Annotated in this window: 26 protein-coding genes and 2 tRNA genes; 18 read left to right on the plus strand and 10 right to left on the minus strand. The window is 43.9% G+C overall.

The window, feature by feature from the left end:
• The first annotated feature begins 66 nt into the window (after nucleotides 1-66).
• A tRNA-Leu gene (locus tag O8C65_12125) sits at nucleotides 67-149 on the plus strand.
• Nucleotides 150-356: 207 nt separating this feature from the next.
• Here the strand turns inward: O8C65_12125 and O8C65_12130 are convergent.
• From O8C65_12130 to argS, 3 genes are all read right to left on the minus strand, one after another.
• Nucleotides 357-1049 (minus strand): hypothetical protein, encoded by a 693-nt coding sequence (locus O8C65_12130; GenBank protein MCZ7357672.1) that lies wholly within the window; start codon nucleotides 1047-1049, stop codon nucleotides 357-359.
• Between the two features lie 764 nt (nucleotides 1050-1813).
• Nucleotides 1814-2641, minus strand: a complete 828-nt coding sequence (locus O8C65_12135) for a molybdopterin synthase (protein MCZ7357673.1) — start codon at nucleotides 2639-2641, stop codon at nucleotides 1814-1816.
• Nucleotides 2642-2691: 50 nt separating this feature from the next.
• The gene (argS, locus tag O8C65_12140; protein ID MCZ7357674.1) at nucleotides 2692-4386 is read right to left on the minus strand and encodes an arginine--tRNA ligase; all 1695 of its coding nucleotides are present in this window, start codon (nucleotides 4384-4386) and stop codon (nucleotides 2692-2694) included.
• Between the two features lie 211 nt (nucleotides 4387-4597).
• On the opposite strand from argS, the gene O8C65_12145 reads away from it, so the two are divergent.
• The 6 genes from O8C65_12145 (at nucleotide 4598) to O8C65_12170 (ending at nucleotide 11339) form a co-directional block, all read left to right on the plus strand.
• Nucleotides 4598-4855, plus strand: a complete 258-nt coding sequence (locus O8C65_12145) for a glutaredoxin family protein (protein ID MCZ7357675.1) — start codon at nucleotides 4598-4600, stop codon at nucleotides 4853-4855.
• Nucleotides 4856-4905: 50 nt separating this feature from the next.
• Nucleotides 4906-7299, plus strand: a complete 2394-nt coding sequence (gene nrdD / locus O8C65_12150) for an anaerobic ribonucleoside-triphosphate reductase (GenBank protein MCZ7357676.1) — start codon at nucleotides 4906-4908, stop codon at nucleotides 7297-7299.
• Between the two features lie 621 nt (nucleotides 7300-7920).
• Nucleotides 7921-8889, plus strand: a complete 969-nt coding sequence (locus O8C65_12155) for a hypothetical protein (GenBank protein MCZ7357677.1) — start codon at nucleotides 7921-7923, stop codon at nucleotides 8887-8889.
• Complete coding sequence (locus O8C65_12160; GenBank protein MCZ7357678.1) at nucleotides 8879-9349, plus strand: hypothetical protein; 471 nt, start codon at nucleotides 8879-8881, stop codon at nucleotides 9347-9349. Before O8C65_12155 ends, O8C65_12160 begins: the two co-directional genes overlap by 11 nt.
• Nucleotides 9350-9486: 137 nt before the next feature.
• On the plus strand, nucleotides 9487-10800 hold the full coding sequence (locus tag O8C65_12165) for an HD domain-containing protein (GenBank protein ID MCZ7357679.1): 1314 nt from the start codon (nucleotides 9487-9489) through the stop codon (nucleotides 10798-10800).
• Nucleotides 10797-11339, plus strand: coding sequence for a hypothetical protein (locus O8C65_12170; GenBank protein ID MCZ7357680.1), 543 nt, complete (start codon nucleotides 10797-10799; stop codon nucleotides 11337-11339). The genes O8C65_12165 and O8C65_12170 overlap by 4 nt, the downstream gene beginning before the upstream one ends.
• A gap of 187 nt (nucleotides 11340-11526) precedes the next feature.
• Here O8C65_12170 and O8C65_12175 read toward each other — a convergent pair whose 3' ends face one another.
• Genes O8C65_12175 through O8C65_12185 form a run of 3 tightly spaced genes read right to left on the minus strand, consistent with a single transcriptional unit; the run spans nucleotide 11527 to nucleotide 14991 of the window.
• Nucleotides 11527-12450, minus strand: coding sequence for a hypothetical protein (locus O8C65_12175; GenBank protein MCZ7357681.1), 924 nt, complete (start codon nucleotides 12448-12450; stop codon nucleotides 11527-11529).
• Nucleotides 12447-13586, minus strand: a complete 1140-nt coding sequence (locus O8C65_12180; GenBank protein MCZ7357682.1) for a DUF3696 domain-containing protein — start codon at nucleotides 13584-13586, stop codon at nucleotides 12447-12449. Before O8C65_12180 ends, O8C65_12175 begins: the two co-directional genes overlap by 4 nt.
• On the minus strand, nucleotides 13579-14991 hold the full coding sequence (locus O8C65_12185; GenBank protein MCZ7357683.1) for a DUF262 domain-containing protein: 1413 nt from the start codon (nucleotides 14989-14991) through the stop codon (nucleotides 13579-13581). The genes O8C65_12180 and O8C65_12185 overlap by 8 nt, the downstream gene beginning before the upstream one ends.
• A 135-nt stretch (nucleotides 14992-15126) precedes the next feature.
• Here O8C65_12185 and O8C65_12190 point away from each other — a divergent pair, with 135 nt between their 5' ends.
• A complete protein-coding gene (locus O8C65_12190; GenBank protein ID MCZ7357684.1) occupies nucleotides 15127-15336 on the plus strand; it encodes a hypothetical protein in 210 nt (69 codons plus the stop codon).
• Nucleotides 15337-15344: 8 nt separating this feature from the next.
• On the opposite strand, the gene O8C65_12195 is transcribed toward O8C65_12190, so the two are convergent.
• Complete coding sequence (locus O8C65_12195) at nucleotides 15345-15611, minus strand: hypothetical protein (protein MCZ7357685.1); 267 nt, start codon at nucleotides 15609-15611, stop codon at nucleotides 15345-15347.
• 249 nt (nucleotides 15612-15860) lie between these two features.
• Between O8C65_12195 and O8C65_12200 the strand changes: the two genes are divergently transcribed.
• The 6 genes from O8C65_12200 to ilvC all read left to right on the plus strand — a co-directional run bounded on the left by O8C65_12200 (nucleotide 15861) and on the right by ilvC (nucleotide 22190).
• Nucleotides 15861-16154: a hypothetical protein gene (locus tag O8C65_12200; GenBank protein MCZ7357686.1), complete on the plus strand. Its 294-nt coding sequence runs from the start codon at nucleotides 15861-15863 to the stop codon at nucleotides 16152-16154.
• 104 nt (nucleotides 16155-16258) lie between these two features.
• Nucleotides 16259-17308 (plus strand): M42 family metallopeptidase, encoded by a 1050-nt coding sequence (locus O8C65_12205; protein ID MCZ7357687.1) that lies wholly within the window; start codon nucleotides 16259-16261, stop codon nucleotides 17306-17308.
• Nucleotides 17309-17365: 57 nt separating this feature from the next.
• Entirely contained in the window at nucleotides 17366-18865 is a 1500-nt protein-coding gene (locus O8C65_12210; GenBank protein ID MCZ7357688.1) for a 2-isopropylmalate synthase, read from the plus strand.
• 84 nt (nucleotides 18866-18949) lie between these two features.
• On the plus strand, nucleotides 18950-20629 hold the full coding sequence (locus tag O8C65_12215; protein MCZ7357689.1) for an acetolactate synthase large subunit: 1680 nt from the start codon (nucleotides 18950-18952) through the stop codon (nucleotides 20627-20629).
• A 6-nt stretch (nucleotides 20630-20635) separates the two neighbouring features.
• A complete protein-coding gene (ilvN, locus tag O8C65_12220) occupies nucleotides 20636-21139 on the plus strand; it encodes an acetolactate synthase small subunit (GenBank protein MCZ7357690.1) in 504 nt (167 codons plus the stop codon).
• A 55-nt stretch (nucleotides 21140-21194) separates the two neighbouring features.
• On the plus strand, nucleotides 21195-22190 hold the full coding sequence (gene ilvC / locus O8C65_12225) for a ketol-acid reductoisomerase (GenBank protein ID MCZ7357691.1): 996 nt from the start codon (nucleotides 21195-21197) through the stop codon (nucleotides 22188-22190).
• Between the two features lie 56 nt (nucleotides 22191-22246).
• Here the strand turns inward: ilvC and O8C65_12230 are convergent, their stop codons facing one another.
• Together O8C65_12230 and O8C65_12235 are read right to left on the minus strand one after the other, a co-directional pair.
• Complete coding sequence (locus O8C65_12230) at nucleotides 22247-22669, minus strand: cupredoxin domain-containing protein (protein ID MCZ7357692.1); 423 nt, start codon at nucleotides 22667-22669, stop codon at nucleotides 22247-22249.
• A gap of 137 nt (nucleotides 22670-22806) precedes the next feature.
• Nucleotides 22807-23178 carry a DsrE family protein gene (locus O8C65_12235; protein ID MCZ7357693.1) on the minus strand — a complete coding sequence of 124 codons (372 nt, stop codon included), beginning with the start codon at nucleotides 23176-23178 and terminating at the stop codon, nucleotides 22807-22809.
• A 122-nt stretch (nucleotides 23179-23300) separates the two neighbouring features.
• Between O8C65_12235 and O8C65_12240 the strand changes: the two genes are divergently transcribed.
• Together O8C65_12240 and O8C65_12245 are read left to right on the plus strand one after the other, a co-directional pair.
• The gene (locus O8C65_12240; protein MCZ7357694.1) at nucleotides 23301-23606 is read left to right on the plus strand and encodes a UPF0175 family protein; all 306 of its coding nucleotides are present in this window, start codon (nucleotides 23301-23303) and stop codon (nucleotides 23604-23606) included.
• Nucleotides 23603-24109, plus strand: a complete 507-nt coding sequence (locus tag O8C65_12245) for a DUF3368 domain-containing protein (GenBank protein MCZ7357695.1) — start codon at nucleotides 23603-23605, stop codon at nucleotides 24107-24109. Before O8C65_12240 ends, O8C65_12245 begins: the two co-directional genes overlap by 4 nt.
• Before the next feature lie 28 nt (nucleotides 24110-24137).
• Here O8C65_12245 and O8C65_12250 read toward each other — a convergent pair whose 3' ends face one another.
• Nucleotides 24138-25412, minus strand: a complete 1275-nt coding sequence (locus O8C65_12250) for a hydroxymethylglutaryl-CoA reductase, degradative (GenBank protein MCZ7357696.1) — start codon at nucleotides 25410-25412, stop codon at nucleotides 24138-24140.
• Between the two features lie 208 nt (nucleotides 25413-25620).
• On the opposite strand from O8C65_12250, the gene O8C65_12255 reads away from it, so the two are divergent.
• Together O8C65_12255 and O8C65_12260 are read left to right on the plus strand one after the other, a co-directional pair.
• Nucleotides 25621-25694, plus strand: a tRNA-Lys gene (locus O8C65_12255).
• Between the two features lie 276 nt (nucleotides 25695-25970).
• Entirely contained in the window at nucleotides 25971-26396 is a 426-nt protein-coding gene (locus O8C65_12260) for a hypothetical protein (GenBank protein MCZ7357697.1), read from the plus strand.
• Nucleotide 26397 lies beyond the last annotated feature (1 nt).

Below are 26397 nucleotides of genomic sequence, written 5' to 3' on the forward strand. Positions count from 1 at the left end.
ATCTAAAAAATTTCGGAAATATGACGATTCGCTTATATGATCAGATGATAATTTGCCCTGATATATGCGAGAGTATCCAAGCGGCCAAAGGAGTTGGACTTAAGATCCAATTGCGCAGGCATTCGTGGGTTCAAATCCCATCTCTCGCATCAACTATCTATTTTGCATAAGGGCGCATAGAAAAATGGACGTTGTGCTATTTTATTTTTCTCTCTGGGTATCATTTTTCAATTGAGGTAACCTTTGCCATAAAGAAAGCAACGAACATCTACAATCCGTGGCAGTCATGCCAGGATAAGTAGCACACTTATGCAGTCCAGAGAAAACACATTTTATCGTCTGAGATGGCTCCACATTTATGCGGTTTCGATAATTTTTAACTTTTCTACCGCATACGCGGCCTCTGAGCGCAAATTGCCATCTGGACTGTTGAAACGCAAGTCTTCCAGAATGCAAGAGACATCCTCAACGATCCCTGAATCCTTCTCGGCGATTTTCTTTATTATCCTGCATGCATAAATCCGTTCATCTACTGTGAGCCCACTGAGAGCCCGAATCAGTTCTTTGGAGCGGCCCCTAAAAAAACCTGGTTGAGTAACTACCAGAATGGCCAGCGGGAAATAAGCCTTCTCTCTGACCTTCGGGCTGGAATTTCCCAGGCACACAAACAATTCAGAAATAGCAATGCTCATCTTCTCCGGATACTTTTGACAGATTTTGAACAGTATTTCGAGAGAACTTAATATCCAATCTTCATGGAACTTTCTTCCCGCTGTATCAATGAAACCCACGATCATATCCAAGGAATCCGCTACCTTCCCGAGATCCTTATCAGCCGCGACATTTAAAGCCTGAATCGCCATACTGCAGGCTTTTGCATCCTCCTTTTGAATTAAGCCGGTGAGGAAAGTTACAGTTTCTGCTACAACGGACGGCTGCTCATCAAGTGATGCCCCAAGAGATGCTATGTCCATCTCACTTGCCTGACCTGCTTTGATTTTATTAAGAATGCTTTTCACTTTTTTTTGTGGATTCTGAGGCCACATCATTATCTCCTCTTAAGATATGGATAATGCCGTTCTTCGCGGCTCAAAATAGGTGATATTTCCCAGCACTTGACTCTTGACTGAATTGAATTTGATGCTATTGGTTCTGTTTCAACCAGTATTGACCAATGTGGAGGGCCTATCAGATAATTATGGCACATGATCTCTAGTGATGAACATAAAACTTATAAAATATACTTAGCAAATACGCAAACAATGCAAAAATAAAGATAATCACTAAAATAGCCGTCCATGAGTCATTTGTGCTATCTCTAACGATTTTTTTCCTTTTTTCAAACCAAATATCAGTATCTGATGCATCAACGTCCGGCTGATGGCGAGTTGACCTATCTATATAGCATGGATTCTGTTCAAAAATTCCATCATCTTTTGGGCATTTGGCCGCTGCACAAATAAAATGGCGTTTGCATGCCGTATTGTGAATTGGGTCCAAATAAAGATTCCTTTCAAGTATGAGTGGATACATTGGTCTCATCTCCTATGAATTCGATCCCTTAGATAAAGGATATATTTTTCATATATTTAAAATCATGCATGCAAATATTAATCATGTAAACTTTTTTAAAATAATTACAAGCAAAAATCAAGTGCTTATATTTAACTTCACATAGCCTGGACCAAAAATTATGGTTTGTAATGTAAGTATCTTGCTTATTTTAAAATTTTGAGTTAAATTTAATACAATTTCTTAAATATAAATATCATCCTGTTGCGCAGGCATTCGCTCAAATCCCATCGCACGCACACTAACCCTGCCCGGAATCATCATGCACCCACCACTCACCCGTTAGCGTATGTTCTTTTTTCCAGATAGGGACTTCTGCCTTCAGCCGTTCAACGGCTTCACGCAGCACTGGGAAAAGTTGTTCCCTGTGCTCTGCTGCCACAACAACGTACACAATATCCTCACCCGCTTTGATAATGCCAGTCCTGTGATGCATGAGCACATCCACAACACCTTCTTTGTGTTTGAGTTCGGTGCATATCTGATCCATTTTTTGCCGGGCAAGTCCTCCATATTCCTCAAATTCAAGAAATTCAGTGCGCACATCCTTTGTCTGCGTTCTCACAATCCCTGTGAATGTCCCGATGGCTCCCGCTTTTTCTATTTCCTTTGATCCTCTTATTTTCTTGATGAGTGATTCCAGGGTATGATATTCAGGCTGATCCAGGACAATTTTTACAATTTCTCCGATATCCACATTCTCTAAATTATCCAGAGTCTTTACAATATTAGTGGCCACCACACTGCCGAGAGCTATTTTAGATAAAGTGCTTTCCTTAAAACCTTCAACTACCCCAAAATCAACTCCCTCATTGGCGAGCTCATCCATAGCTGATACGAGATTATTGTCATGTGAGAATTTTACAAGTTCGCTCCCTGTAACACCTATCACCACATCAGCGCCAGCCCGGGCATGTTTCCATGTATCCGTGTCCGGCGTGTTTACGCTATGCTCCTGCATGTGTTTTACTGTTCCCACAGAACCATATTCTTTTAAAGCCTTTACAAGCAGTTCAACAAGTGTGGTTTTTCCGGATTTCTTATAGCCTATGACCGAAATTATTCTCATGAACCGAAACCTCATTTATGGCAGGTGCATCTTCAAAGCACTATTCATAACTACATGGACTCAGGCGCAGTAATCCCGAGCGTATCGAGAGCATTTGCAAGCACGATACGGGAACAATCCACAAGCGCCAGGCGTGCAGTTCTGAGTTCTGGCTCGGCGCCCAACACTGGAATATACCTGTAGAACTGATTGAAAGCATCCGCGAGTTCTCTTGCGTATATGGCAACAAGATTTGGTTTCAATTCACGCGCTGAATTATCGATAATACTCCCGAAACTTGCCAGTTTCTTAATGAGCGCGATCTCCTGTTCCTCGAGGAGAATATTCGGGTCGTAATTCTCATAGGTAATGCCTTCCGCCTGTGCATTCTTCAGGATACTGCACGCCCTTGCATGGGCATACTGGATAAAGGGCGCCCCCTGCTTTTCAAAGTCCAGAGCTTCCTTCCAATCAAAAGTGGTTGCCTTTTCGGGTGAGACACGGATAATATCGTATCTTACGGCACCTATGCTCACAAAAGCTGCCACCTTTTTCTTGAATTCCTCATCGGTCTCCGGGCGCTTTTTATTTACTTCTTCATACGCGGCTTTCTCAACCTGGTCTAGGAGTTCATCCGCCGAGATGAAAACGCCGCGCCGGGTGCTCATCGAACCTTCCGGCAGCGACACGAACTCAAAGATAACAATTTCCGGTTGCGTTAAACCCAGGATACCGAGGACGGCTTTAAGCTGCGAGGAAATGAGCTTATGGTCAGCCCCGAGAATGTCGATCATCCTGTCGCAATGGGATGCCTTCCATTCATGATAAGTAAGGTCGCGTGTGGTATAGAGAGAGGTCCCGTCGGATCTCTGTATCACCAGGGATTTCTGGATCCCTTCATTTTTCAGGTCAACCATGAGAGCCCCGTCCTTGATATCTGCCCGGCCTGTCTCTTTGATGCGCTCTATCATCCTGTTGACCTCTCCAGAGCGTACGAACCTGGATTCCCATACGAATTTATCATGATGGATATTAATGCGAAGTAGTGATTCTTTTATTCCCTCCATTGCTGCTTCAATAGCATCCTTGAATTTTCCAATTATCTCATGGTCGCCTGTCTCATACTTTTTCATTAACATGTCAACTTCAGGCGAGTGCTCTTTTTCATCAACGAGTGATTTGTTAGCATTGATATAGACCTCTGCTATGGCATGGTCTTTCTTTTTGGTATCATCGAATTTGAAGTTCGAAAGTCCCCAGACCACCACCGCGATCTGCCTTCCCATATCGTTTATGTAATACTGGGTCTCAACATCGTAGCCCGCGCGTTTCAATATCCGGGCAAGGGTATCACCTATCACGGAGTTCCTTATATGGCCTATGTGCAGCGGGCCATCGGGGTTTGCCGATGTATGCTCGAGGATTATTTTTCCCCTGTTACTGAGAGTTCCAAACTCCTCCCGTTCAAGCAGAACGCTCAAAACCGTTTCATTGAGGAAGGGACGGCTCACAAAAAAATTGATATACGGACCTTTCATTTCCGCCCTGTCGACATAGGAATCCGGCGGTATTTTGATATTCGTATAAATTATTTCACTTATCTCTTTTGGGCTTCGCCTGTATTTTGGAGCCAGCTTGAATGCCACGGAAGATGCAATGTCTGCATGAGGCGAATCACTTAAAGCTATATCTTCTGTTTCAAACCCTGCTTTCTCCAGAGCTATCGATAAAATCGACGATACCTCATTCTTGAACTTTAGAAACATAAACAGGGCTAACATACAAGCCAAGTACATAATTTTTTCTTAAATTTATACAATGAGATTGGTAACTAATATGATAACAATGTTGATTTGTTGTGAACATTGTTGATAAACTACCTGGTAACAAATTAATAATTTATTATATTCAAACTTGGTTTGGAAAACCATTATATGCCTTGAAATGCACTTCTCTCTTTTACTAGGAGACGCAGCAATGCAAGACATCCTGATCTACTCTACCAAAAATTGTCCAAATTGCAGGGTACTAAAGCAATTTATTGAAAAAAAGAACATACAATACAAAGAGGTAGACATGGCTACACCCGCAGCGCTCACTGAACTTCGGATCAACGGCGTATTCACGATGGCTGCGCCGGTGCTCCAGATAGGTAATAAGTTCTATACGACCGGTGATCTATTCAGCCAGGACAGGATCGACCAGAGCAAGCTGGAAACACTCCTTAAAACTTAGTCAAACATTTTCCGGTAAGCACGGTAGACATTAAAAAGGAGGAATGTCAGATGGGTAAATATATCGAGGTTCAAGCATCGAATCTCATAGAAGAAAATAAGGAAGAGCTGGCGTACGCGTTGAAAGAGGCGCGCCAGTCTCTCGAAAGCCAGGGGAGAAACAGGGCGGCAAGAGATATCCAGACCATCCAGAAAACGCTTGGAGGCTATTCTGTCTCCGTAATACCCAAAGTCAGGACAACGGACGGACACCTGATGGACTGGGACAGGAACACCATAATCAAACAGCTTTTGAAAGAAACAAAGCTGAGCGAGCAGTTCCACGGAAAAGCATCCATCACAGAAGAGGAAGCCAGGGAAATAGCGAAGGAAACTGAGAAACGAATAAAAGATATGGGCGTAAAATTCCTGTCAGGCCCGCTTGTGCGTGAACTGGTCAATATAATACTTCTTGAACGCGGTCACACTGAATGGCGGAATATCTCAACGAGGGTTGGCACACCGGTTTACGATGCCTATAAGATAGACATGGGCACGGGTTTTGAGAAAAACGATAATGCCAACCTGCAGGAGAACGCCGAAACCTCCCATAAAAAGAAAGCGGATAAGATGAGCAAAGAGCAGTACCTTCTCATGGTGCCGCCGAAACTTGCGGATGCGCATCTTAACGGCGATATTCACATCCACGACCTGGAATACCTCGGAACACGCGCCTTCTGCCAGGACTGGGACCTTCGATACTTCTTCTACTACGGTCTCATGCCCGATGGCAGCGGAACAAAAGCAAGCGTGGCTGGACCCGCTAAAAAAGCCGAGGTTGCCATACTGCATGCAGTGAAGGCTCTTGGCAGCGCGCAGACAAATTTCGCGGGCGGCCAGGGATTCTATAATTTCCTCACTTTCATTGCACCTTATTTTGAGGGCATGACCTACGGCGAGATAGAGCAGCTCATGCAGATGTTCGTTTATGAAATGACACAGATGATGGTGGCCCGGGGCGGACAGCTGGTCTTTTCCTCCGTCCAGCTCTCCCCCGGCGTCCCCGGATTGTGGCGCGACAAACCTGTGGTTTACAAAGGGAAGGTCTTTGACGGCAAGCAGGCACCTCTGCGCACATACGGCGAGTTCGAGCGCGAGGTGCGCCTGAGCTTTGAGGCATTGATGAACGTGATGCTGAAAGGAGATTACTGGGGGAAACCCTTCAACTTCCCCAAACCCGAGATAAGCATAGAACCCGACTTCATGGTCGAGGACGAGGAATACAACCGCATGCATCCAGAGCTTCTGAGCTACGACGAACTCTATACCAAGGCGTTCGAGCTTGCTGCCAAGTACGGAGCGCCGTATTTTGATAACCAGCTGCCCGAGTACCGCGGCGCTGGGAAGGGCATAAGCTGCTACCAGTGCTGCGCCTATAACTTCTCTTCTTCCAGCGAAAAGGACTCGGAGTTCGAGGACAAGCTGTATTTCAGGGACGGAAAGCATTTCTCGATGGGCGCCTGGCAGGTCGTTTCGGTTAACTGCCCGCGCGCTGCTTACAAGGCGCAGAAGGACGATGATGCGCTCTTCGGGGAGCTCAAGAATCTGATGGACCTGAGCATTGAACTCTTCAAGGTGAAGCGAAAGTGGATGGACATCATAATCAAGAACAACAGGATGCCCTTTGCCACGCAGAGACCCAAGGACCCGATAACCATGGGCAAGGGCGAGATCGCCGTGGATATGAAGGGGCTCGTGTACACCATAGGCGTTGTCGGGATCAACGAGATGGTGCAGTACCATACGGGCAAGCAGATCTATGAGAGCGATGATGCGCGCCGACTCGCCATCAGGGCGATGTTCGAGATGAAGTTTTACGCGAAGGAACTCTCACAGAAGCACGGTATGGAGATAGCCCTCGCAAGAACACCTGCCGAGACAACAGCGCAGCGCTTTGCAGTGTCGGATCTGCTGCACAAGGAATACAGGAAATGCGCAGAGCCCATAATCAAAGGCAACGTACCCGAGGCCCTGGCACGCATACATGAGACGCGCGACCTCCCGGTGTATTACACCAACGGTACGCACGTGCCCCCGGGCGCCGATGTGTCGCTCCCCCAGCGCATCAAGCTTGAGGAGACCTTCTTCCCCATAGTGGACGGGGGCAACATACTGCACATCTGGTTAGGAGAAGCTGCGCCAGACCCCCACGGGCTCAAGGAGTTCGCCATGAACATAGCCAAGAACACGCAGGTGGGTTATTTTGCATTCACGAAGGACATGACGGTGTGCATGGATGATTTCCATGTTGCTTCCGGTTTGTTGGAGGAATGCCCCAATTGCGAGAGTGAGAATGTGGAGCATCTTAGTCGTGTTACTGGGTATATACAGGCTGTTTCTGGATGGAATGAGGGAAAGAAGCAGGAGCTGAAGGACAGGAAGAGATACGGGGTGGGAGGGATGTGATGATGAAGTGGATTGACAAATTAATTGCAATCCTTGCCACAAATAATGCAACTGGACGGTTCCGTCAAATTGGTCTTTGCAAGAATGAGGACCGAAACATGAGCAAAAGTCAATCGCTAAAAAGAAACAATGGAAGAACAGTTACGCCTGCATGTATACCGCCAGAACCCATGACACACAAGATGCGCGTAAGGGAGAGGTAAGATGAATATCCGCCGACATAGAGCCATCCGGTTAGTTTCGGTTTTTATTCTTCTTAGTCTGTACGGTTTTACTCTACTGACTACAAGAAGTATAGGTAGTGCCCCACCGTCCACACCTGTTGTAACACAGTCAGGTTCTTCTCCGTCCTATACAGATCTAACAACCCAAGTCAATAATTTGCAGAGCCTGACAGATTATTACAAAAATCAGACGCAGTATTATCAAAATCTATATGAAAATGAATCACCGAACACCTCCAATAAAAATGTTAACGAAATTCGAGATAACATAGTCACAATAAATCAAAATATTCTTCAGGTTAATCAGAATATAGAAGCTATTCAAAATAATATATTTAACTCTAATCAGTTCCTTTATACGAACTTAAGATATACATAGAAAGAAAGAATAAAAAGAATGAAAAATGAAAAAATTCAAGAGCAAGTTGTCATAAAATTTTTAAAGGTTTTCAAATATGCTTTATTGTTTTCGCTCTCAATATACCTGATTACATCTGCTTGGGTTCCCACTTTCTTTGATCTTATTTATGGCGAAGAAGTTATTAATCATGCTATGGCAAGATACATAGCGAATACTACCGACCCAGATAAGAAAGCTTTAGCAATAATGGGATGGGAAAAACAATACTTTTACAATCCATATTCACTCTATAATCCAAACTCTACCGCGCAGAAATTTGGAATCTTCAATGTAAATGGAGATTATAGATTGTTTGGAGCTCGACCGGCTCCCGTTTCTTGGATAATCTACTCGAGATTGGCAAACTGTGAAGAATATGCACGAGTTTTTGTTACTATGATGAACAAAGCGGGTATAGAATCAAGGTTAATCACTGCACCTGGAGAAGATCATGCTTGGGCCGAATACATGCACGATGGTTACAGAATCGCTGTAGATCCTTCCCAAAACTATGTAATCGGAAGTCATAAAAGAGAATTTGAAAAGATTATGAGTGTGAAATTCTCGTACCTAGAGGCGATAGATCCGCAAGGCAACAAAATAGATGCGTCCGATGAATATATCAAAAGAGGCAATTTAACTATTGTTGTTCTTGATAATGGGAAGCCAGTTAGCAACGCACAAGTTATGATTCAGAATCCATATTTGATGGAAAGTAGAAGTGACAGATATAAAAAACCAATTCCAGTGCTCCTAAAATCAACGGGAAATGAGGGAACTGCTTCTTTTAAACTTGGATATCAAAAATACAATGTAACTGTGAGAGTAAATCACATATACTTACTAGATTCAGTGTACCAAAAAAATGTTACAGTTAAAAATGATAAAGAAAATGTATTGGATTTTAATTTGGAAGATGATGAAAAAAATAATGAGTTATTTATATCAAGGATATATGAAAGTTAATATTTTTATGGATAGTAAAATTCATGCCATTTTACCAGAAGCGTCGGACATTAATCTCCATATATTTATAAATAACTGGTGCAACCTTGTTCCTGCGCCGACAGCGAGCCTGCCCCGCGCAGGTCATGTGCAGACCCGGCACAATAAATCTGCGTTCATCCACGGTTCGTTTTTTGTGGAAGCTCCGGCACACCATCGTTGCGCAAACTTGCTATATGCGCACATTCCGAAATTCGTTGTCTTTGCGACCTTTGCGTTCTCTGCGATGAGAAGATTAACTCCGCAATGCACACCAGGAGAGCAAAATATTCATAGACTAAACAAAGCGACAGAGATGACAAAAATGACAACACCGCCGGCGAGCGGCAGGATCAAAGTACATCCGCTGATTACAATATTTCATCCGCACTGTGAATACTTTCACATCCCTCTCCAAGAATATAATAACAAGCTAACATAGACATATGCAAAATAACCCATAATCATGCCCTCAGATACACCCCTCAGTACATTCATCAAATCGAAATATGGCTCGCTATTTGAGGAGTGTCTCAGCGCGGTTCACCGGCTCATAGTTGTTATGGAGGCAAAGAACTGATGGCAAAACACATGCATGAAATCCGCGATCCACTGCACGTTTTCATTCGCCTCGATTCGGATGAGAGGAAGGTACTTAATTCTCGTCCATTCCAGCGCCTCCGATATATTCATCAGCTTGGTTTAACGTATCTTCTATATCCAGGGGCAACCCATAGAAGGTTTGAACACTCGCTGGGTGTTATGGAATTGGCTGGACGGGTCTATGATACTGTAACTGAGCCATCCAATATATTCCATGAATCCGTTAGAAGTGTCGTACCTGCACACAATTCATATGAACATACATATTGGCGCCGGGTTCTTCGCATGGCGGCTCTATGTCATGATATCGGGCACTTGCCGTTTTCCCATACAGCCGAAGAATATCTGCTTCCTGATGGTTGGGATCATGAACGTCTCACTTTAGAGATTATCAGAAGCGAGGAACTGGAATCTATTTGGAAGGAGATCAAGATACAATCAGATGATGTTGCAAAACTTGCCGTAGGTCCCAAGAAATATAAGGATTCTTCTTTCACGGATTGGGAGGCAATTCTTTCTGAAATAATCGTGGGCGATGCTTTTGGGGTTGACCGAATGGACTACTTGATACGAGATTCTCACCATGTGGGAGTAGCTTACGGAAAGTTCGATCATTACCGACTTATTGATACTATGCGTATTCTACCCAAAGAAGAGGATGGTTCTGCAGAACCCGCCCTTGGCATAGAAGAAGGCGGTTTGCACTCAGCGGAAGCACTGGTACTGGCAAGATACTTTATGTATACACAACTATACTACCATCATGTCAGGCGGATCTATGATATTCATTTGAGAGACTTCCTCAAGAAATGGTTCCCCAACGGATACTTACCCATCGAGATCGAGGAACATCTACGGATGACAGACAACGAAATATCAGTAGAGTTATTTAAGGCAGCCAGAGACGAAAAACATCCAGGACATGATCCAGCGCGACGTATAATTAATCGAGAGCATTTCAGATTGTTATATCAGAGGAACCCTAATGATATCGTAAAAAATCCCGAAGCTGGCAAATTAATCTTCGACGAGGCATGCAAAAAGTTCGGTGAGGCAAATGTGAGATATGATACCTACAAGCAAAAGGGTAGTGGTCTTAACTTTCCCGTACTGCTCTCTATAGATGGCCGCATATCATCATCCCTGGCAATGTCGGAGGTATTAAAGACTGTTCCCATCGTCGCAGTAGATTATGTCTTTATCAATCCTGATTATCGAAAAGAGGCTGAAAAATGGTTAAAAGAAAAGCGTGAAGCTATAATTACAAAGAAGGAGGGCGAAAAAATATGAAAAGATTACAGCGTGATGCTGTTATATTATCGTTAATAGAAAATCTCAGGGCAAAAGGAAGCTGGTGCGGAGAAACCCACATTCAAAAGGCAACATATTTCATTCAGGAACTGCTTAGGGTTCCTCTAGAATTTGATTTTGTTCTGTATAAACACGGTCCGTATTCATTTGATCTGAGCGATGAGCTAACAGCCATGCGGGCAGATGCGATCCTCAAGTTACAACCCCAACCACCACCTTATGGCCCCAGCTTTATTCATAGCATTGGTAGCAAATTAATAAAAAAGCGTTATCCAAAAACTTTGAAAAAGTACAATCCAATGGTGAAATTCGTTGCAAATAAACTTGGAGATAAAGGTGTTACAGAGCTTGAACGTTTAGCTACAGCGCTTTATGTGACTCGTGAAATAAATACGGACAATAGTATTGAATCCAGGGCACAATGTATCCATAAGCTCAAACCTCATGTTTCTCTGGATGAAGCACGTGATGCTGTCAGGGTAGTTGATACGTTCATTGAAGAATCGAGTGACGTATAAATGGAATAATTGCCGGAAAATATATGTATGAAATATTTCACAACTCCCCCTTAAACGCCCTGTCCAGCACAGCCGGCAGCAGCGCATCCAGTTCGGCGCCGGTTTCTTCCTGGAGGCGCCTGAGCGCGTCCATCTTGTTTGCAGTGCATCGAAGTATTCGATGATAATAGGAACCACTTATCTATAATTAAAGATGGTTTCCTATATGAGCAACCAAGATTTTGCCCTTATCTATGTTAGGCTTTCCCTCATGAAAATAAATTCTATTATAATAAAAATGCGTGTCACCTGTTGAGTCGCTTTTACTAAGTTTGAGGTGTGGTTCACAACAAACCTGAACTGGGTTTGAATTATCATCAGTAAATACAAAAGTCAACGCTGGCTTCTTGTCTGCATTACCCTCAAGTGAGGCATCAACATTGCACTCAGAGGAAAATCGTCTTAGAGTTTCAACAAGATCGTATTTATTGCGATATGATTTGAATTTATCATTAAGTTGAGCTAGATTATAAATTATCGAACCAGCGAACCTTTCCAAACCCCCTTCTAATCTCCCAAGTGAGATTTCTACATGAGGATGAAAGTTTATCTGTGTAAAATATTTTCTTGCTTCATTATAGAAGTTCAGTTCATCTATAGGATTTTTTGCCAAAAAATACCTATGAAATTTATACCATTGTTCTTTTGTTTTAATGATAACCGTGGAATCGATTTCATGTTCATCAAGATTAATTGAATGCAAGATAAGTAAACCATTTAAATTACTTCCGCTATTTGATTTTACGAGATCAACTACTTCTTGTTCATTCAAGTTACGCGTATTTGCACGATCAAGAAGAATCATAAAAGTCTTTTTTATATCGTGGGGAATGTTAATGGATATTTCAGGAGTAAATAAAAAATTAGAAATTGTATAATTTTGGTAAATCTCAAGATAATATATACTATCATTTTTGTATATACAATCTTCATTTATCTTGAATTTGGAATTATGTTCTTTTATGTATTTTATTGTGTTATTAAGTTCTTTAATTTGAGTAATCAAATTATCTAGAGTGATACCGTCTTTATAAGTAAAAGATGAGTTGAATAAAAATAAATCAGCCCTCATTTCCTTCTACCTTCAAATATATCTGCCAAATCTTTTTCTTCTTGATCAAAGAATCCATAAGGCCAATTCGACAATTCAGCATTCTCATCCAAAGTAATATGTTGAATATTTGGGTTTTTGGATTTTTTATCAAGGCTAAAAAAGTTTATGGAAACTAAATCATTTGAAATTAATTTTTTTAAGGTAGCTATTCGTATTCCATTAATCACATGTTCGCTATGTGTTTCTACTATTACCTGAACACCCGATGAAGCTATCTGCGCTAAAAACTGACCGATCCTGGATTGACCGCTTGGATGCAGGTGTGCCTCCGGATTTTCTACAATTAAAAGGCACCCCTCCTCAGCGATTAATCCGCTTACTATAATTGGGAGAACATATGAAATGCCAAAGCCTACATTGTTGGGATTTAAAGGTTTAGTATCTGAATAAGTTCTTCGTAAATAATAACCCACCATGTTAATTTGTTGATATAGAGTAGTATTGATTTCGATACCCGGAATAATGTAATTTAGCCAATATTCAACCTGTTTATTTAGGTTAGGGACTGTTAATTCAACGTCATCAAATCTTCTTTTCTCATTAATTTTATATTCATTATTTTTTTCTATGGTATACCCTGTATACTCTCCTTGAAATCCAGTATTTGAAAATTTTTGATTGACGATATCTTGTCTGACTCTTGGTCCCAAGCGCTCTGCATTAAGATAATGAAACTCATTCTGATAAATTGATACTGCTTCATTTCGATCGACAACTATTCCAACCCTTTGAAATTTTAACACTAATTCTGGACTTTTTTTTGACATTGAATATTTAAATGAGGCTCTTGATGGAGTTTTATCATTTATGATAAAAGTTATATCTTCTGAGGTTGCATTTGAAGAAAGTACTTGTGAGGTATCTCCTAAATTCAGAAAATATTCATGATTCAATTGAATGTCAATTTCAGGGTAATCCTTTAGGTATTTATATTCTGACATTAATTTATCAATCGTTTGCCTAACAATTAGAAGTGCTTGTATCAATGACGATTTTCCCACAGCATTTGATCCAGCTAGTATAGTTAGCCTATTTAGATTGATTGATGAGTCTAAGAAGCACTTAAAATTGTTTATAGTTATATTTTTAATCATAACTAACCTTCAAATTATCATCGATAATTTTTTTTACAATACTAAAGGTCAAATCAATTTTTTTCCGATCGTTTGTACCGACAGTAATAGCATCATTGAAACTTTGATTAGAGTCCAATTGTATAGCAAATGGTTGTATAAGGCATCCTTGATTATTCTTTTTTGTAATTTCATTAAAATCATAATTATATAATAATATCGATAGAGTTGTAAATAATGACTTATTGATTAATTGTTTTCGCGCTTCAGGTTTAAGATGTTCGGATTTACATTTTCTAAAAGAGTAGTCTCCAAAAAGGTAGTAAGTAATATTCATTGCATTTAAGAACGCACTTTTTATTCCGTTTAATGTTAATTCACTTTCTCCTTTATTCAACAATTCTAGAGTATCATCGAGAAATTGGTCCATATCTCCTTTATATTTTAGATTTTCATTTCCTAGTTCCTTAAGATAATAAAATCCAATGAATCTCATTACTAGTTCTTGATCTGCCATCCTAATCTTACTAATACTTTCACCAGTAGTTTTCAAAAATTCCTTAGAATTGGAGAGATCTTTCAACATATTTCTCACGCGATAATTAGCCAAACAGTTACGAACTTCTTGATTGTTCAGCGGTTTACCACCTGTATTGATACGTTTGAAGATTTCAAATTTGACTTTTGGAGGTGTCTGAGGGTCAATTATATTGAAAATTAATTGTGTTTGTTTTATTCTTCTAAGATATTTTGGATCCAAGCTTTTTGCCCCTTCTTTCTCAAAAAAACACCCGCTACAATCTTCTAAATATTCCAAATTTTTTAATTTAAATTCATTATTTAAATAATCTTTAATTACTGTAAGTCTTTGTACGCCATCAACCACCTGCAACATTCCTTTTTGATCCTGTGATAAATAAAATACAGGGAGCGGAATTCTTAATAAAATTGATTCAATTAACCTAGATTTTCTAGTAATATCAGTCCAAACAAAGTTCCTTTGAAAATCAGGAGATAAATCTAAATCTTTTTGTCTGCCTGTCATCATTTCAAAAACATAACTTATAGACATTGATTTAGTTTCAACCCTGATCAATTCTGGATCATAAGGCTGCGGTTCTTGATCGACATCTGCCTCTTCTAACGTATCTTCAATCCCTGCAATTTCACTCTCTAATTTATTTTCTGCAATTGCAATTAAATTTCGCCGAAATTCTTCCTTTAATTCGTTATGAGAACTCGCTATTTTGTCTCCTTTTTTGATTGAATTAATTTGATTGTTTTTGTCAAGCTTGATGGATATTCTGTATTCATCATCGCTAAATCCTTCAACAAAGCCAGTCCATAATGTTTCATCAATGCTGCTCTTTTCTAATATCGCTTCTAATTTATTTTCTGAATCCGTTAGTTGAATATTTAGTTTCATGATCAATATGGGCCTTGAATTATATCAATAGTACAATAATTCATGTTTTTGAAATTATACTACATTTCAAAGTTATTAAACCTTCTTATTATATACTGCTTTTCCTTATTTCATTCATTTAATTATAACTCCCTCTTGAACGCTCTATCCAGCACAGCCGGCAGCGAGCCCGTTCTACACCGGTACAGACCCGGCACAACAAATCTGCGTTCATCCGCGTCATGCCCGGCAATATCTACAGCAATATCCACGTATTGCGAAGCAATACGTGTGTGCGCCCTCCAGAGGCGCGACTCTGGGCGCCTTCATCTGCGGTTCGTTTTTTGCGGAAGCGCCGCAGATTAATAAATTAGTCAATATAAAATTAATCCATCAATCTTTGCGATCTTTGCGTTCTTTGCGGTGATGTCCATGCTAACTTCCTGCGCCCCTCTCTCACCAAACCCCAGCCCCCTCCGCGCGCCTCCACTGGCGCAGCCGGCAGCGAGGCCGTGTTGCTCCTTTACAGACCCGGCACAACAAATCTGCGTTGTGTGACACGTATGGCGAAGCCATACGTGAATGCACCGCTCCGAAACCCTGCGGGTTCTCGACTCAGCATACGCATATGGCAACGCCATATGCGGATACGCCCTCCCGAGGCGTGACTCGGGAGGCTCGCGACTCTGGGCGCCTTCATCTGCGGTTCGTTTTTCGCTAAAGCGCCGGACTTTAATTGTTCATGATTTATAAAAGTATGCGCGCAACATAATTCCAGCTCCTCCTCAGGTGACACCTGCTTTTGAAATAACTCTTGAACATCTCTCCAATGCATTGAAGTTAATTTTATTAACTATCAGGAATATGTTTGCTTAATGGAGTGTGGACATATGATTGATTCGATCTACGGAACCATTTTGGAAGTGGAAAGTGAGAACAAGGATGTTGAACGGGCGATCCCATCCGGGCTTGCCTTAAGAGTCTCAGTATCTATAATCATTTTCTTCGGCTGGCTGATCTTCGCTATTCTTTACATAACGTTTTTCTCTTCATCATTCAGCCTTACCCAAAACATAGCCATTATCCTTGTCGCATTGCTTGTGGGAGTAGCGATTCTTGGAGCGATGTGGGCCTCCTGGGGCATCAAGTTCGGTAAAGACTGGAAAGAGAAATGCTGTAAATGATCGCTTTATCGCCAACAGCGGATGCAGGGATTTTTCTTTCCCGGAAGACCTGATTTTCCAATACTTTAATTACTCTCCCCGACAATCAGGACAGGGGTAATAATATGAGTGACCTGAAAGACCTTTTGGAACGATTATCGAATGCTCACGGGGTTTCCGGATATGAGGGAAACGTGAGGCAGATCATTGAAGAAGAAGTAAGAGCTTATGTTGATGAGATCAGGACGGACAGGATGGGTAACCTGATCGCTACAAAACACGGCGGCTCTCCCGTTGTCATGCTCGCTGCGCACATGGATGAGATAGGCCTCATGATAAAATACGTGGACGAGAAAGGTTTTGCGCGCTTTACAAAGACGGGCGGATGGTTCGACCAGACGCTCCTTAACCAGAGGATGATACTGCACACAGAGAACGGCCCGGTTTACGGCGTGCTCGGCTCAAAGCCTCCTCATGCCATTAAAGAAGAAGATAAGAACAAGGTGATAAAAGCCGAGGACATGTTCATCGACTTTGGGGCAACGAGCAAAGAGGAAGCAGACAGGATTGGCGTGAAGATCGGGACTCCCGCCACCTCGGATGCTGAGTTCAAATCGCTCGGCAACGACAGGGTCACCGGCAAAGCTTTTGACAACCGTGCAGGCTGCGCGATGCTCATCGGGGCTCTTGCAGAGATGAAGGACGTTAAAGCGACTATCCATGCCGTATTTACAGTTCAGGAAGAGGTGGGATTGAAGGGGGCAAAGACAAGTGCCTTCGGATTGAATCCCGACGTTGCACTGGCCACCGATGTCACCATAACAGGCGACCATCCGGGCATAGAAAAGAAAGAGGCATCCACCGAGATGGGAAAAGGACCTGCGGTTACTGTAAGTGATGCCGACGGCCGGGGCATCATCGTTCCCGAGCCTGTGTTGAAATGGCTTAAGGAAGCGGCAGAGTCAAACGGCATCCCCTACCAGCTTGAAGTGGGAAGCGGCGGAACCACGGACGCATCCGCGATACATCTCACCAAGGAAGGGATACCCACAGGCATAATAAGCCCGCCATCGCGGTATATCCACACACCCGTATCAGTTATGAGCATGAGCGACCTTGAGAACGCCGTCAAACTTGTTGCCAGGGCGGTCGAGATTGTGGATAGGTTTTTCTAATAAGAAGCGTATTTGAAAAGCTCACACTGAATCCGGTGATACAAATGAACAGAAGGGATCGCTTTATTTAACGATATAAGAATCCTGGATACGACCCTGAGAGATGGGGAACAGACACCAGGCGTTTCGCTCACGACCGAGAACAAGTTACTGATAGCAAGAAAAATTGACAGCATTGGAGTGGATATCATTGAGGCCGGTTCTGCGATCACCTCGGAAGGCGAAAGGGCCTCTATCAAGAAAATAGCAGGTGAAGGCCTGAACGCCGAGATATGCAGCTATTGCCGTATCCGTAAGGAAGACATCGACAGCGCCCTCGGCTGCGACGTGGATTCCATTCATCTTGTGGTGCCAGTATCCGACCTCCATATCCAGCAGAAACTCAAAAAGGATCGTGAGGCCGTAAGAGAAATGGCCGTTGAGATGACGGAGTACGCAAAATCGCACGGATTGATTGTCGAACTCAGCGGAGAAGATGCATCCCGCGCAGACCTTGATTACTTAAAGACCGTTTACAATGCAGGAATTGATGCAGGCGCGGACAGGCTGTGTTTCTGTGATACCGTAGGTATACTTGTCCCGGAGAGAACTTATGAGATCTTCAGTGACCTGTCGCTGCTCAAAGCCCCCATAAGTATCCACTGCCACAATGATTTCGGGATGGCAACGGCGAATACGGTCGCAGCGCTCCGGGCAGGCGCGCATGAAGCGCACGTCACCATAAACGGTATCGGCGAGCGGGCAGGGAACACATCGCTTGAAGAAGTTGTCATGGTGCTTTATTCCTTATACAGATACAAAACCAAAATCGACCTGAAAGGACTTTACACCACCTCACGCCTCGTGAGCAGGTTGAGCGGCATCCCCGTGGCCCCGAATAAGGCCATCGTGGGCGGGAACGCTTTCACCCATGAAGCAGGCATACATGTACACGGCCTTCTTGCGAACACAGCTACATACGAACCCATCACGCCCGAACTTGTTGGGCGCGAGAGGCGCATCGTGCTCGGCAAGCATGCGGGAAAAAGTTCGGTCGTGCTTGCAATGAAAGAAATGGGCATAGCTGCTACCGAAAAGCAGATCGATGACATAGTGGATCGAATGAAGGAACTGGGTGACAAAGGAAAGCGCGTCACGGATGCAGACCTCCAGACCATTGCGGAAACGGTGCTTGGCATATACCAGGAAGCCAAGGTCAAGCTTGAAGAGCTCACGGTCGTTTCGGGAAATACAGTTATGCCGACTGCATCCATTCGCCTCAGCGTCAACGGCAAGCATGTGGTGGAAGCTGGCGTTGGAACTGGACCGGTTGATGCCGCCATCAACGCCCTGTATAAAGCCGTATCGGGCGTGGCAGATATCCATCTTGATGAGTACCATGTTGATGCAATAACGGGCGGAACAGACGCCCTTGTCGAGGTCTGGGTGAAGCTCAGCAAAGGCGGAAAGACGATAACAGCCCGCGGCGCACGGACTGATATAATAATGGCTTCCGTGGAGGCAGTTCTCGAGGGAATTAACAGGTTGATGCAGCAGGAACAGAAGAAGAGCCCTTAGAAATATTTATTAAACATCAGTCTGTTTTACTGAACCCGTCTAGAAAGATTGATATTATCTGGATTCATCAAACAGGTGAATAAAATGACAAAACCCAAAATACCTGGCGCTAAGGCGGTTATAGAATCACTTTACAAAGAGAATGTAGATGTCATCTTCGGCTATCCGGGCGGTCAGGTGCTGCCCCTGTATGATGAACTCTATGATGCTGACATAAGACATATTCTCGTAAGACATGAACAGGCAGCTGCGCATGCCGCAGACGGCTATGCAAGGGCTACCGGCAAAGCGGGTGTGTGCCTTGCCACCTCCGGACCCGGAGCCACGAACCTCGTTACAGGGATAGCAACGGCCTATATGGATTCAATACCCGTTGTGGCAATAACCGGGCAGGTGCCACGGTCCCTCATAGGAAATGATGCTTTCCAGGAAGCCAATATCACGGGAATAACACTTCCCATAACAAAGCACAATTATCTGATCCAGGACACAAAGGACATCCCACGAGTATTCAAGGAAGCATTTTATATTGCACAGACAGGGCGCCCGGGCCCAGTTTTGATAGATCTGCCCAAGGATACCCAGACGGAACTCATAGAATTCGAATATCCGCAAGAAGTAAAACTGCGCGGGTATAAGCCAACCTACGCGGGAAATGAACAGCAGATCAAAAAGGCAGCATCACTTATCCTGAAGTCCGAAAAACCTATTTTCTACGTCGGCGGGGGGATCATTTTCTCGAATGCTACCGAAGAACTTCGTGCGCTGGCAGAAGGTATTATGGCGCCTGTCACAACGACCCTGATGGGCATGGGAGCCTTCCCGACATCCCACCCCCTTTCTGTTGGGATGCTGGGTATGCATGGAACGAGGTATGCCAATTACGCGATCCAGGAATCAGATTTGATTATAGCCGTGGGCGTGCGATTTGACGACCGCGTTACAGGTAAGATATCCGCCTTTGCCCCGAACGCCAAAATAATCCACATAGATATTGATCCAGCCGAGATAGGGAAGAACGTTCGGGTTGACATTCCGATCGTAGGAGATGCAAAGAACATCCTGAAAGCCCTTCTCAAATACGTTAAACAGGAACAGGTAAGAACAGACTCGTGGATCAAGAAGATCGACGGATGGAAAAAGGAATATCCGCTTTCATATAAGAAGGATAACTTTTTGCGCCCTCAGTTCGTGGTGGAGCAGATAAGTGAGATATGCCCCGATGCTATAATTGTCACAGAGGTTGGGCAGAACCAGATGTGGGCTGCACAATTCTATAATTATAAAAACCCGCGCACCTTCATATCGAGCGGCGGTCTTGGCACAATGGGCTATGGCTTCCCGGCTGCTATGGGTGCAAAGGTCGGAAAGCCTGAATCCACGGTTATCGATATTGCCGGTGATGGCTCTTTCCAGATGAACTCCCAGGAACTGGCGACGGTTGTCCAGAACGACATACCTGTGATCGTGGCTATCCTGAACAATGGCTTCCTCGGCATGGTGAGGCAGTGGCAGGAATTGTTCTTCAACAGGCGCTATTCAGCTACGTCCCTTGAAGGCAGCGTGGATTTTGTTAAACTCGCCGAAGCTTACGGTGCATTGGGCCTGAGGGCGAAAAAGAAGGACGAAGTCAAGGATGTCATAAAGGAAGCAGTGAAATCTGAACGACCAACCATCATCGATTTTGTGGTCGAACATGAGGAGAACGTCTCGCCGATGGTCCCGGCAGGCGCGGCAATCAACGAAATACTGGATCTGGAGTGAAGAAAAATGAAACATACTCTTGCCGTACTTGTGGAAAATAGATCAGGTGTCCTGACACGGGTTGCGGGCTTATTCTCGCGGCGCGGGTTCAACATAGAAAGCCTGGCCGTCGGGGTCACCGAAGATCCCGATACCTCGCGCATGACCATCGTTGTGAGCGGGGACGACCGCGTGCTTGAACAGGTTATGAAGCAGCTCAACAAGCTCATTGATGTAATACGCGTGAGCGACATCTCACAGGATGAAGCGGTTCACAGGGAGCTTGCCCTCATCAAAGTCGGCGTTGAACCATCCACTCGTGCCGAAGTGATGCAGATTGTGGACGTGTTCAGGGCAAAGATCGTGGACGTTGGAATAAAATCACTTGTCGTAGAGGTAACGGGTGACGAGAGCAAGGTGAATGCGATGGAGCAGCTTCTGCGCCAGTTCGGGATAAAGGAAATGGTGAGGACAGGGAAAATAGCGGTGAACCGGGGTGCAAAAACGGTTCAATCCGAGAAACGGCAATAAAGATTGAAACATTTATAACTATCAATGTAATCAAAAGGACAAAGGAGGATAAATTATGGTTAAAATATTTTATGACAAGGATGCGGATCTTGACGTATTGAAAAATAAAACGATCGCAGTTATCGGTTACGGCAGCCAGGGCGGGGGTCAGGCGCAGAACCTGCATGATTCAGGTCTTGACGTTGTCGTGGGTGCTAGGAAAGGCGGCGAGTCATGGTCACAGGCAAAGGCGGACGGACTTTCTGTCATGACAATGTCAGATGCTGCTGAAAAAGGAGACCTTATACAGATGCTGGTGCCGGATGAGATACAGGGCGCAGTGTATTACAGTGAAATAGCACCACACATGAGCAGGGGCAAGACGCTGTGCTTTTCACATGGTTTTAACATCCATTATAACCAGATTGTGCCGCCCAAAGATGTGGATGTGATAATGGTGGCGCCAAAAGGCCCGGGTTTCCTGGTACGGCGCACTTACACCGAAGGTAATGGTGTTCCCGCGCTTCTCGCGATATACCAGGATGCCTCGGGGAATGCAAGGGATACAGGTATGGCGTATGCAAAAGGTATAGGGGCTACGCGTGCGGGTGTGTTAGAAACCACCTTTAAGGAAGAGACTGAAACAGATCTCTTTGGCGAGCAGGTCGACCTGTGCGGCGGGGTGACATGCCTGATGAAAGCATCATTCGAGACGCTCGTTGCCGCCGGATACCAGCCCGAGATAGCTTATTTTGAAACTTTCCATGAAATGAAGCTCATTATCGACCTGATCCATGAGGGCGGTTTGAGCAAGATGTGGTATTATGTTTCAAATACCGCTGAGTACGGAGGATTGACGGTCGGCCCGAAGATAATCAACGAGCAGTCGCGCCAGGCCATGAAAGAGGCGCTGCGCAGGATACAGAGCGGCGAGTTCGCAAAGGAATTCGTGCTTGAGAGCCGGGCAAACAGGCCTGTGTTGAATGCCCTTGAGAGACAGGAGAACGAGCATCAGGTGGAGAAGGTCGGGAAAGAACTCCGCGCCATGATGCCATGGCTTAAAAAAGATTGAACAGATGGCAAAAATGCCATCCTTCTTTAAAAAATTCTGTTCTTTTTCTAACAATATTATTTCGCGATTATTGTTCCAGTCATGGTTGGATGGATCGAACAACCATAATTGAATGTCCCAGCTTGATCGAATGTGTGATTGAATGTCTCTCCCTGGCTGAGCGGCCCTGAATCGAAACCAGTGCCTGTTACAGTATGTGATACCCCGCTGTCTTCCTGCGTCCAGACTACAGTTGTTCCTATTGCTATCGTCACCGTAGCAGGAACGAACGCAAAACTTTTGATTTCAACAGCCACTGGCTGTGCTGTCAGCGTTGGTGAGGCCGTTAAGGTTTGTGTAGGTGAGGCGGTCAACGTTTGTGTTGGCGCTGGTTGCGTTGTTGTCGGTTGTGACGTAGGCGTGGTTGTTGTACTCGGTCCCGCGCACCCGCTCAGCAATACAATGAGAACTAAAAATCCAATGACTAATTTCTTTTCCATAATTATCCTCCCATATTTAAGTTATGGATTCCAAGATAAATACATTTTTTAATTATCTGAATAGGATAATAATTAGATAAGGTTCAATTATCTTCCAGGTTCAGCGTGAGCCTTTGCCAGAAATGGTTAAAAGATATTCAAAGGGTGATTACGAGCTGCCCTTCTTCGCAGTACTGCAGCATCATGTCGGCCACTTCAAAGGAATGTATCATTTCCACTCCTTCGATCAGTTCGTTCTGCTCAAAACCGATCATTGCAGATGCCAGCTCGCAGCATTTGAACTTTACTCCAAGTTCCATGCATTCCATGACGCGCTCGTCATACGGAGGCGCCCCGCGCTTCCCTTTTTTGCCAAGGATTACTCCCATCGGACCCCAAAGCACCACGACGACGTCAAGATCCTTCTTTCGGTAATATTTGGCAAAGCGCAGAATTTCCATGGGGCTTGTGCTCTCATAGACCATGTTCTTGAGGAAAAGGAGTACTTTTGTGACCTTATTTTGAGGCATCAAATGTATATTTTGAGAAGAGATGTATTTTAAGGTATCTGCACAAGATTGAAACTGTCTGATCGGCTTTCTTCATTGACTCAAGAAAGCTTTATTATGTATGCATTGCATACAAATAAGACATGACAGAAGTAAGCGTATCTGCAAGGATTCCAGATGACGTATTTAAAGAACTTGAATCCTTTATGAAAGAAGAATCCCTTGAAAAATCTGCCTCAATAAGGAAATTGCTTGCAGAAGGGTTGCAGCATTGGAAAGAGGAGCGTGCGCTGAAATTATTGGAGGAGGGAAAAGTGACTTTTTTAAAAGCTGCGCAAATGGCAGGACTTTCTGTATGGGATTTCGCTGATCTTGTACGTGAAAAGGGGGTAGTCTGGGTCAAATCAGAGAAATTTGTGGACTCTGACATTAAAAAGGCGCTCCAATGAAGCCTCTGATTTTTGATGCCACACCCCTGATTTACCATGGGAAGGCGAACCTCATTGAAAAAGTGAAACGTTTTCCTGAAGATAAATATACAACGAAATCTGTTTATAGAGAGGTTGTGGAGAAAGGAAAAAAAAGTGGAAAACCGGAGGTTTTTTTGATAGAATCTCTCTTCAAAAAAGATGAAATTAAAATAAAAGACCCTTCCAATAAAAAATTTGTAGAACATCTAAAAGAAAATCCTAAAATCCATGAAGCTGATGTTGATGTTCTTGCATTAGCTTATGAATTAAAGGGCATCGCGCTGATGGATGATGAAGAAGCAAGAGGTATGGCAGAAATAGAGGGAATAGAGCATCATGGGACTATCTATCTGCTTTTGAGAATGAGGAAACTGAAATTGCTCACGAAAGAGGAGGCTGTCGCTGGTCTCAATGAGATGATACGTATGGGCTGGAGATGTTCCACGGAGCTATATGCACGGATATTGATGGAGATAAAGTGATAAAAGTATCACTATTTGTCAATAGAAATCATTCAGCCTTTCCCGTCATCTCCTCCAGCAATTCCTTCGCCCTGTCAGCCCTGACCTTTCTTTCCTTCACCATTATCTCAGCTATCTTATCAACCAGATCCCCGGTAGCCCCTGCCTGTATCGCCACGTTCCTTGAATGAAGCCCCATATGCCCCCTCTGGATTCCTTCAGTTGCGAGCGCGCGCATGGCTGCGAAATTCTGGGCTAGGCCAAGCGCCGCGAATACCTCGCCCATTTCCGTGGCAGTCTTGACGTTGAGTATCTTTACTGCAGCCCTCGCTATCGGATTGGTCTTCGTGGCGCCTCCCACAAGACCCACTGCAATCGGCATCTCTATCGTGCCAACGAGGTCGCCCTCCTCATTTTTCTCGTAGGCTGAAAGCGGCCTGTAAATTCCGCTGCGCGATGCATAGACGTGTGCCCCGGCCTCGATTGCGCGTGTGTCGTTGCCCGTGGCAAGGACTGCAGCGCTCACGCCATTCATTATACCTTTGTTATGCGTGGCTGCACGATACGGGTCGCCTGCCGCAAAATGATACGCTGCAAGGATGCCATCAACGACCTCTTCGCCACCTATGGCTTCTCTCGTGAACACTGCTTTTGCCCGCATTATTCTTTTGTCAGCAAAATTCGAGATTATCCGAAGATACACGCGCCCTCCAGTCAGCTCCTCCAGATAAGGCGCCACTGTTTCAGCCATTGTATTTACGGCATTGGCGCCCATGGCATCACGGCAATCCACTATCAGATGGGTGATAACCATCTTCCCACCCGGTGTATCGATAACCCTTACTTCCACATCTTTTGCGCCGCCGCCGAACTTCACGAGCACTGGGTCCACCTCGTTCGCGCGCCTTATTATCTCATCCTTTTTCTCAAGTATCCTCATCCTTGCACCGTTGGGGTCGGCGATTTCCACGGCCTGTATCTGTCCGATCATCACAGGGCCCGTACTGCTCGTGGTGAACCCTCCACACTCGCGCGCCATCTTGGCGGCGTTGCTGGCAGCGGCTATCACCGAAGGTTCTTCGATCGCCATTGGAATGAGGTAATCCTTCCCATTGATCAGGAAATTGACAGCCACGCCCATGGGCACTTCCATGACGCCGATGAGGTTTTCAACCATGCGGTCAGCCGCATCCAGTGAAAGGGCGCCTGTGGCGCTGATGCATGATGATTCCTCGCCTGTGAGTTCTGCAAATTCTGATACGAGCTTGAGTCTTTCCTTTGGGCTTAGCTTATAGAAACCTGAAATTTTGGAAGTTTTGGTCATAATACCCTCAAATGGAATTAAAACATCGGAGATGTATAAATAGATTTTCGGCTGGTGATCTTATCATTTGGTCAGTCAAAGGCGGGCCAAAGATGAACAACGGTGAGAGCAGATTCGTTAATAGTGGCATTCCGATTACTCGACATGCAGTTTTCGAGTTTCGAAATGTATATATTGAGAGAACATTATTAGAAGAAAGCCCTCTCATGGGCTGGTAGCTTAGACAGGCAGAGCGTCGGACTCTTAATCCGACGGCCGTGGGTTCAAATCCCTCCCAGCCCGCTGATTTTTACGAAAAATCAACTAAGATGAGTATCGATACTCCTATATCCAAATGGAAGTATTACAAAATAAATGAGGACGCAGTTTTTGTATTAAAAGGCTCCAATAAGTTCTGGTCACAATTGTTTGTTTCTTCAGCACAATGGTTCATGAACATTTTCTAATTTGTTCATCTAAAATCTCATCTCTCTATTTTCGTTCCATCGACAGCTTAATATATGATAATAAAATAACATTAAGCTGTTAATTATTTTAACAATCACGGAGTGGTGTGATATGAAAGAAGAAAAATTGAAAAATGATGAATCAATATCTGAACAACTTGAGAATAATAAGGACATAGAAGAAGCCAAAGCTATGTTGAAAGAATTAAAGATGGATGAATTAAATAAATACGAAGATGTTTTAAAAACTGTTCGCAATATTTTTCCCAATCTTGATAAAATTCTTACTCCGTTTGAAATAATTGATGCACTCGGATTAGTTGATATTGCTAAGGAAGGTTGTCAAGCGTGTCAACATTGCCAATTATGCCAAAATTGTAATACATGCCAGACATGTAATTCGTGCAACACTTGTCAGTTACAAGCACATGGAATTTTTGAAGGAGTTCCTAGGCCTGCAGATTATTTAGCCAGGCTTCAATTAATTCAAATATTAAAAGTTCTTAGCAAGCATATTCCAATTGATAGGGAGAGTTAAA

The organism is Candidatus Methanoperedens sp. (assembly GCA_027460535.1).
Lineage (GTDB): Archaea > Halobacteriota > Methanosarcinia > Methanosarcinales > Methanoperedenaceae > Methanoperedens.

Excerpts from the sequence above, each read along its gene's own strand:
- O8C65_12130 (MCZ7357672.1), bottom strand. The coding sequence starts at position 1,049 with ATGATGTGGCCTCAGAATCCACAAAAAAAAGTGAAAAGCATTCTTAAT.
- O8C65_12135 (MCZ7357673.1), bottom strand. The coding sequence starts at position 2,641 with ATGAGAATAATTTCGGTCATAGGCTATAAGAAATCCGGAAAAACCACA.
- argS (MCZ7357674.1), bottom strand. The coding sequence starts at position 4,386 with ATGTTTCTAAAGTTCAAGAATGAGGTATCGTCGATTTTATCGATAGCT.
- O8C65_12145 (MCZ7357675.1), top strand. The coding sequence starts at position 4,598 with ATGCAAGACATCCTGATCTACTCTACCAAAAATTGTCCAAATTGCAGG.
- nrdD (MCZ7357676.1), top strand. The coding sequence starts at position 4,906 with ATGGGTAAATATATCGAGGTTCAAGCATCGAATCTCATAGAAGAAAAT.
- O8C65_12155 (MCZ7357677.1), top strand. The coding sequence starts at position 7,921 with ATGAAAAATGAAAAAATTCAAGAGCAAGTTGTCATAAAATTTTTAAAG.
- O8C65_12160 (MCZ7357678.1), top strand. The coding sequence starts at position 8,879 with ATGAAAGTTAATATTTTTATGGATAGTAAAATTCATGCCATTTTACCA.
- O8C65_12165 (MCZ7357679.1), top strand. The coding sequence starts at position 9,487 with ATGGCAAAACACATGCATGAAATCCGCGATCCACTGCACGTTTTCATT.
- O8C65_12170 (MCZ7357680.1), top strand. The coding sequence starts at position 10,797 with ATGAAAAGATTACAGCGTGATGCTGTTATATTATCGTTAATAGAAAAT.
- O8C65_12175 (MCZ7357681.1), bottom strand. The coding sequence starts at position 12,450 with ATGAGGGCTGATTTATTTTTATTCAACTCATCTTTTACTTATAAAGAC.
- O8C65_12180 (MCZ7357682.1), bottom strand. The coding sequence starts at position 13,586 with ATGATTAAAAATATAACTATAAACAATTTTAAGTGCTTCTTAGACTCA.
- O8C65_12185 (MCZ7357683.1), bottom strand. The coding sequence starts at position 14,991 with ATGAAACTAAATATTCAACTAACGGATTCAGAAAATAAATTAGAAGCG.
- O8C65_12195 (MCZ7357685.1), bottom strand. The coding sequence starts at position 15,611 with ATGGCGTTGCCATATGCGTATGCTGAGTCGAGAACCCGCAGGGTTTCG.
- O8C65_12200 (MCZ7357686.1), top strand. The coding sequence starts at position 15,861 with ATGATTGATTCGATCTACGGAACCATTTTGGAAGTGGAAAGTGAGAAC.
- O8C65_12205 (MCZ7357687.1), top strand. The coding sequence starts at position 16,259 with ATGAGTGACCTGAAAGACCTTTTGGAACGATTATCGAATGCTCACGGG.
- O8C65_12215 (MCZ7357689.1), top strand. The coding sequence starts at position 18,950 with ATGACAAAACCCAAAATACCTGGCGCTAAGGCGGTTATAGAATCACTT.
- ilvN (MCZ7357690.1), top strand. The coding sequence starts at position 20,636 with ATGAAACATACTCTTGCCGTACTTGTGGAAAATAGATCAGGTGTCCTG.
- ilvC (MCZ7357691.1), top strand. The coding sequence starts at position 21,195 with ATGGTTAAAATATTTTATGACAAGGATGCGGATCTTGACGTATTGAAA.
- O8C65_12230 (MCZ7357692.1), bottom strand. The coding sequence starts at position 22,669 with ATGGAAAAGAAATTAGTCATTGGATTTTTAGTTCTCATTGTATTGCTG.
- O8C65_12235 (MCZ7357693.1), bottom strand. The coding sequence starts at position 23,178 with ATGCCTCAAAATAAGGTCACAAAAGTACTCCTTTTCCTCAAGAACATG.
- O8C65_12240 (MCZ7357694.1), top strand. The coding sequence starts at position 23,301 with ATGACAGAAGTAAGCGTATCTGCAAGGATTCCAGATGACGTATTTAAA.
- O8C65_12245 (MCZ7357695.1), top strand. The coding sequence starts at position 23,603 with ATGAAGCCTCTGATTTTTGATGCCACACCCCTGATTTACCATGGGAAG.
- O8C65_12250 (MCZ7357696.1), bottom strand. The coding sequence starts at position 25,412 with ATGACCAAAACTTCCAAAATTTCAGGTTTCTATAAGCTAAGCCCAAAG.
- O8C65_12260 (MCZ7357697.1), top strand. The coding sequence starts at position 25,971 with ATGAAAGAAGAAAAATTGAAAAATGATGAATCAATATCTGAACAACTT.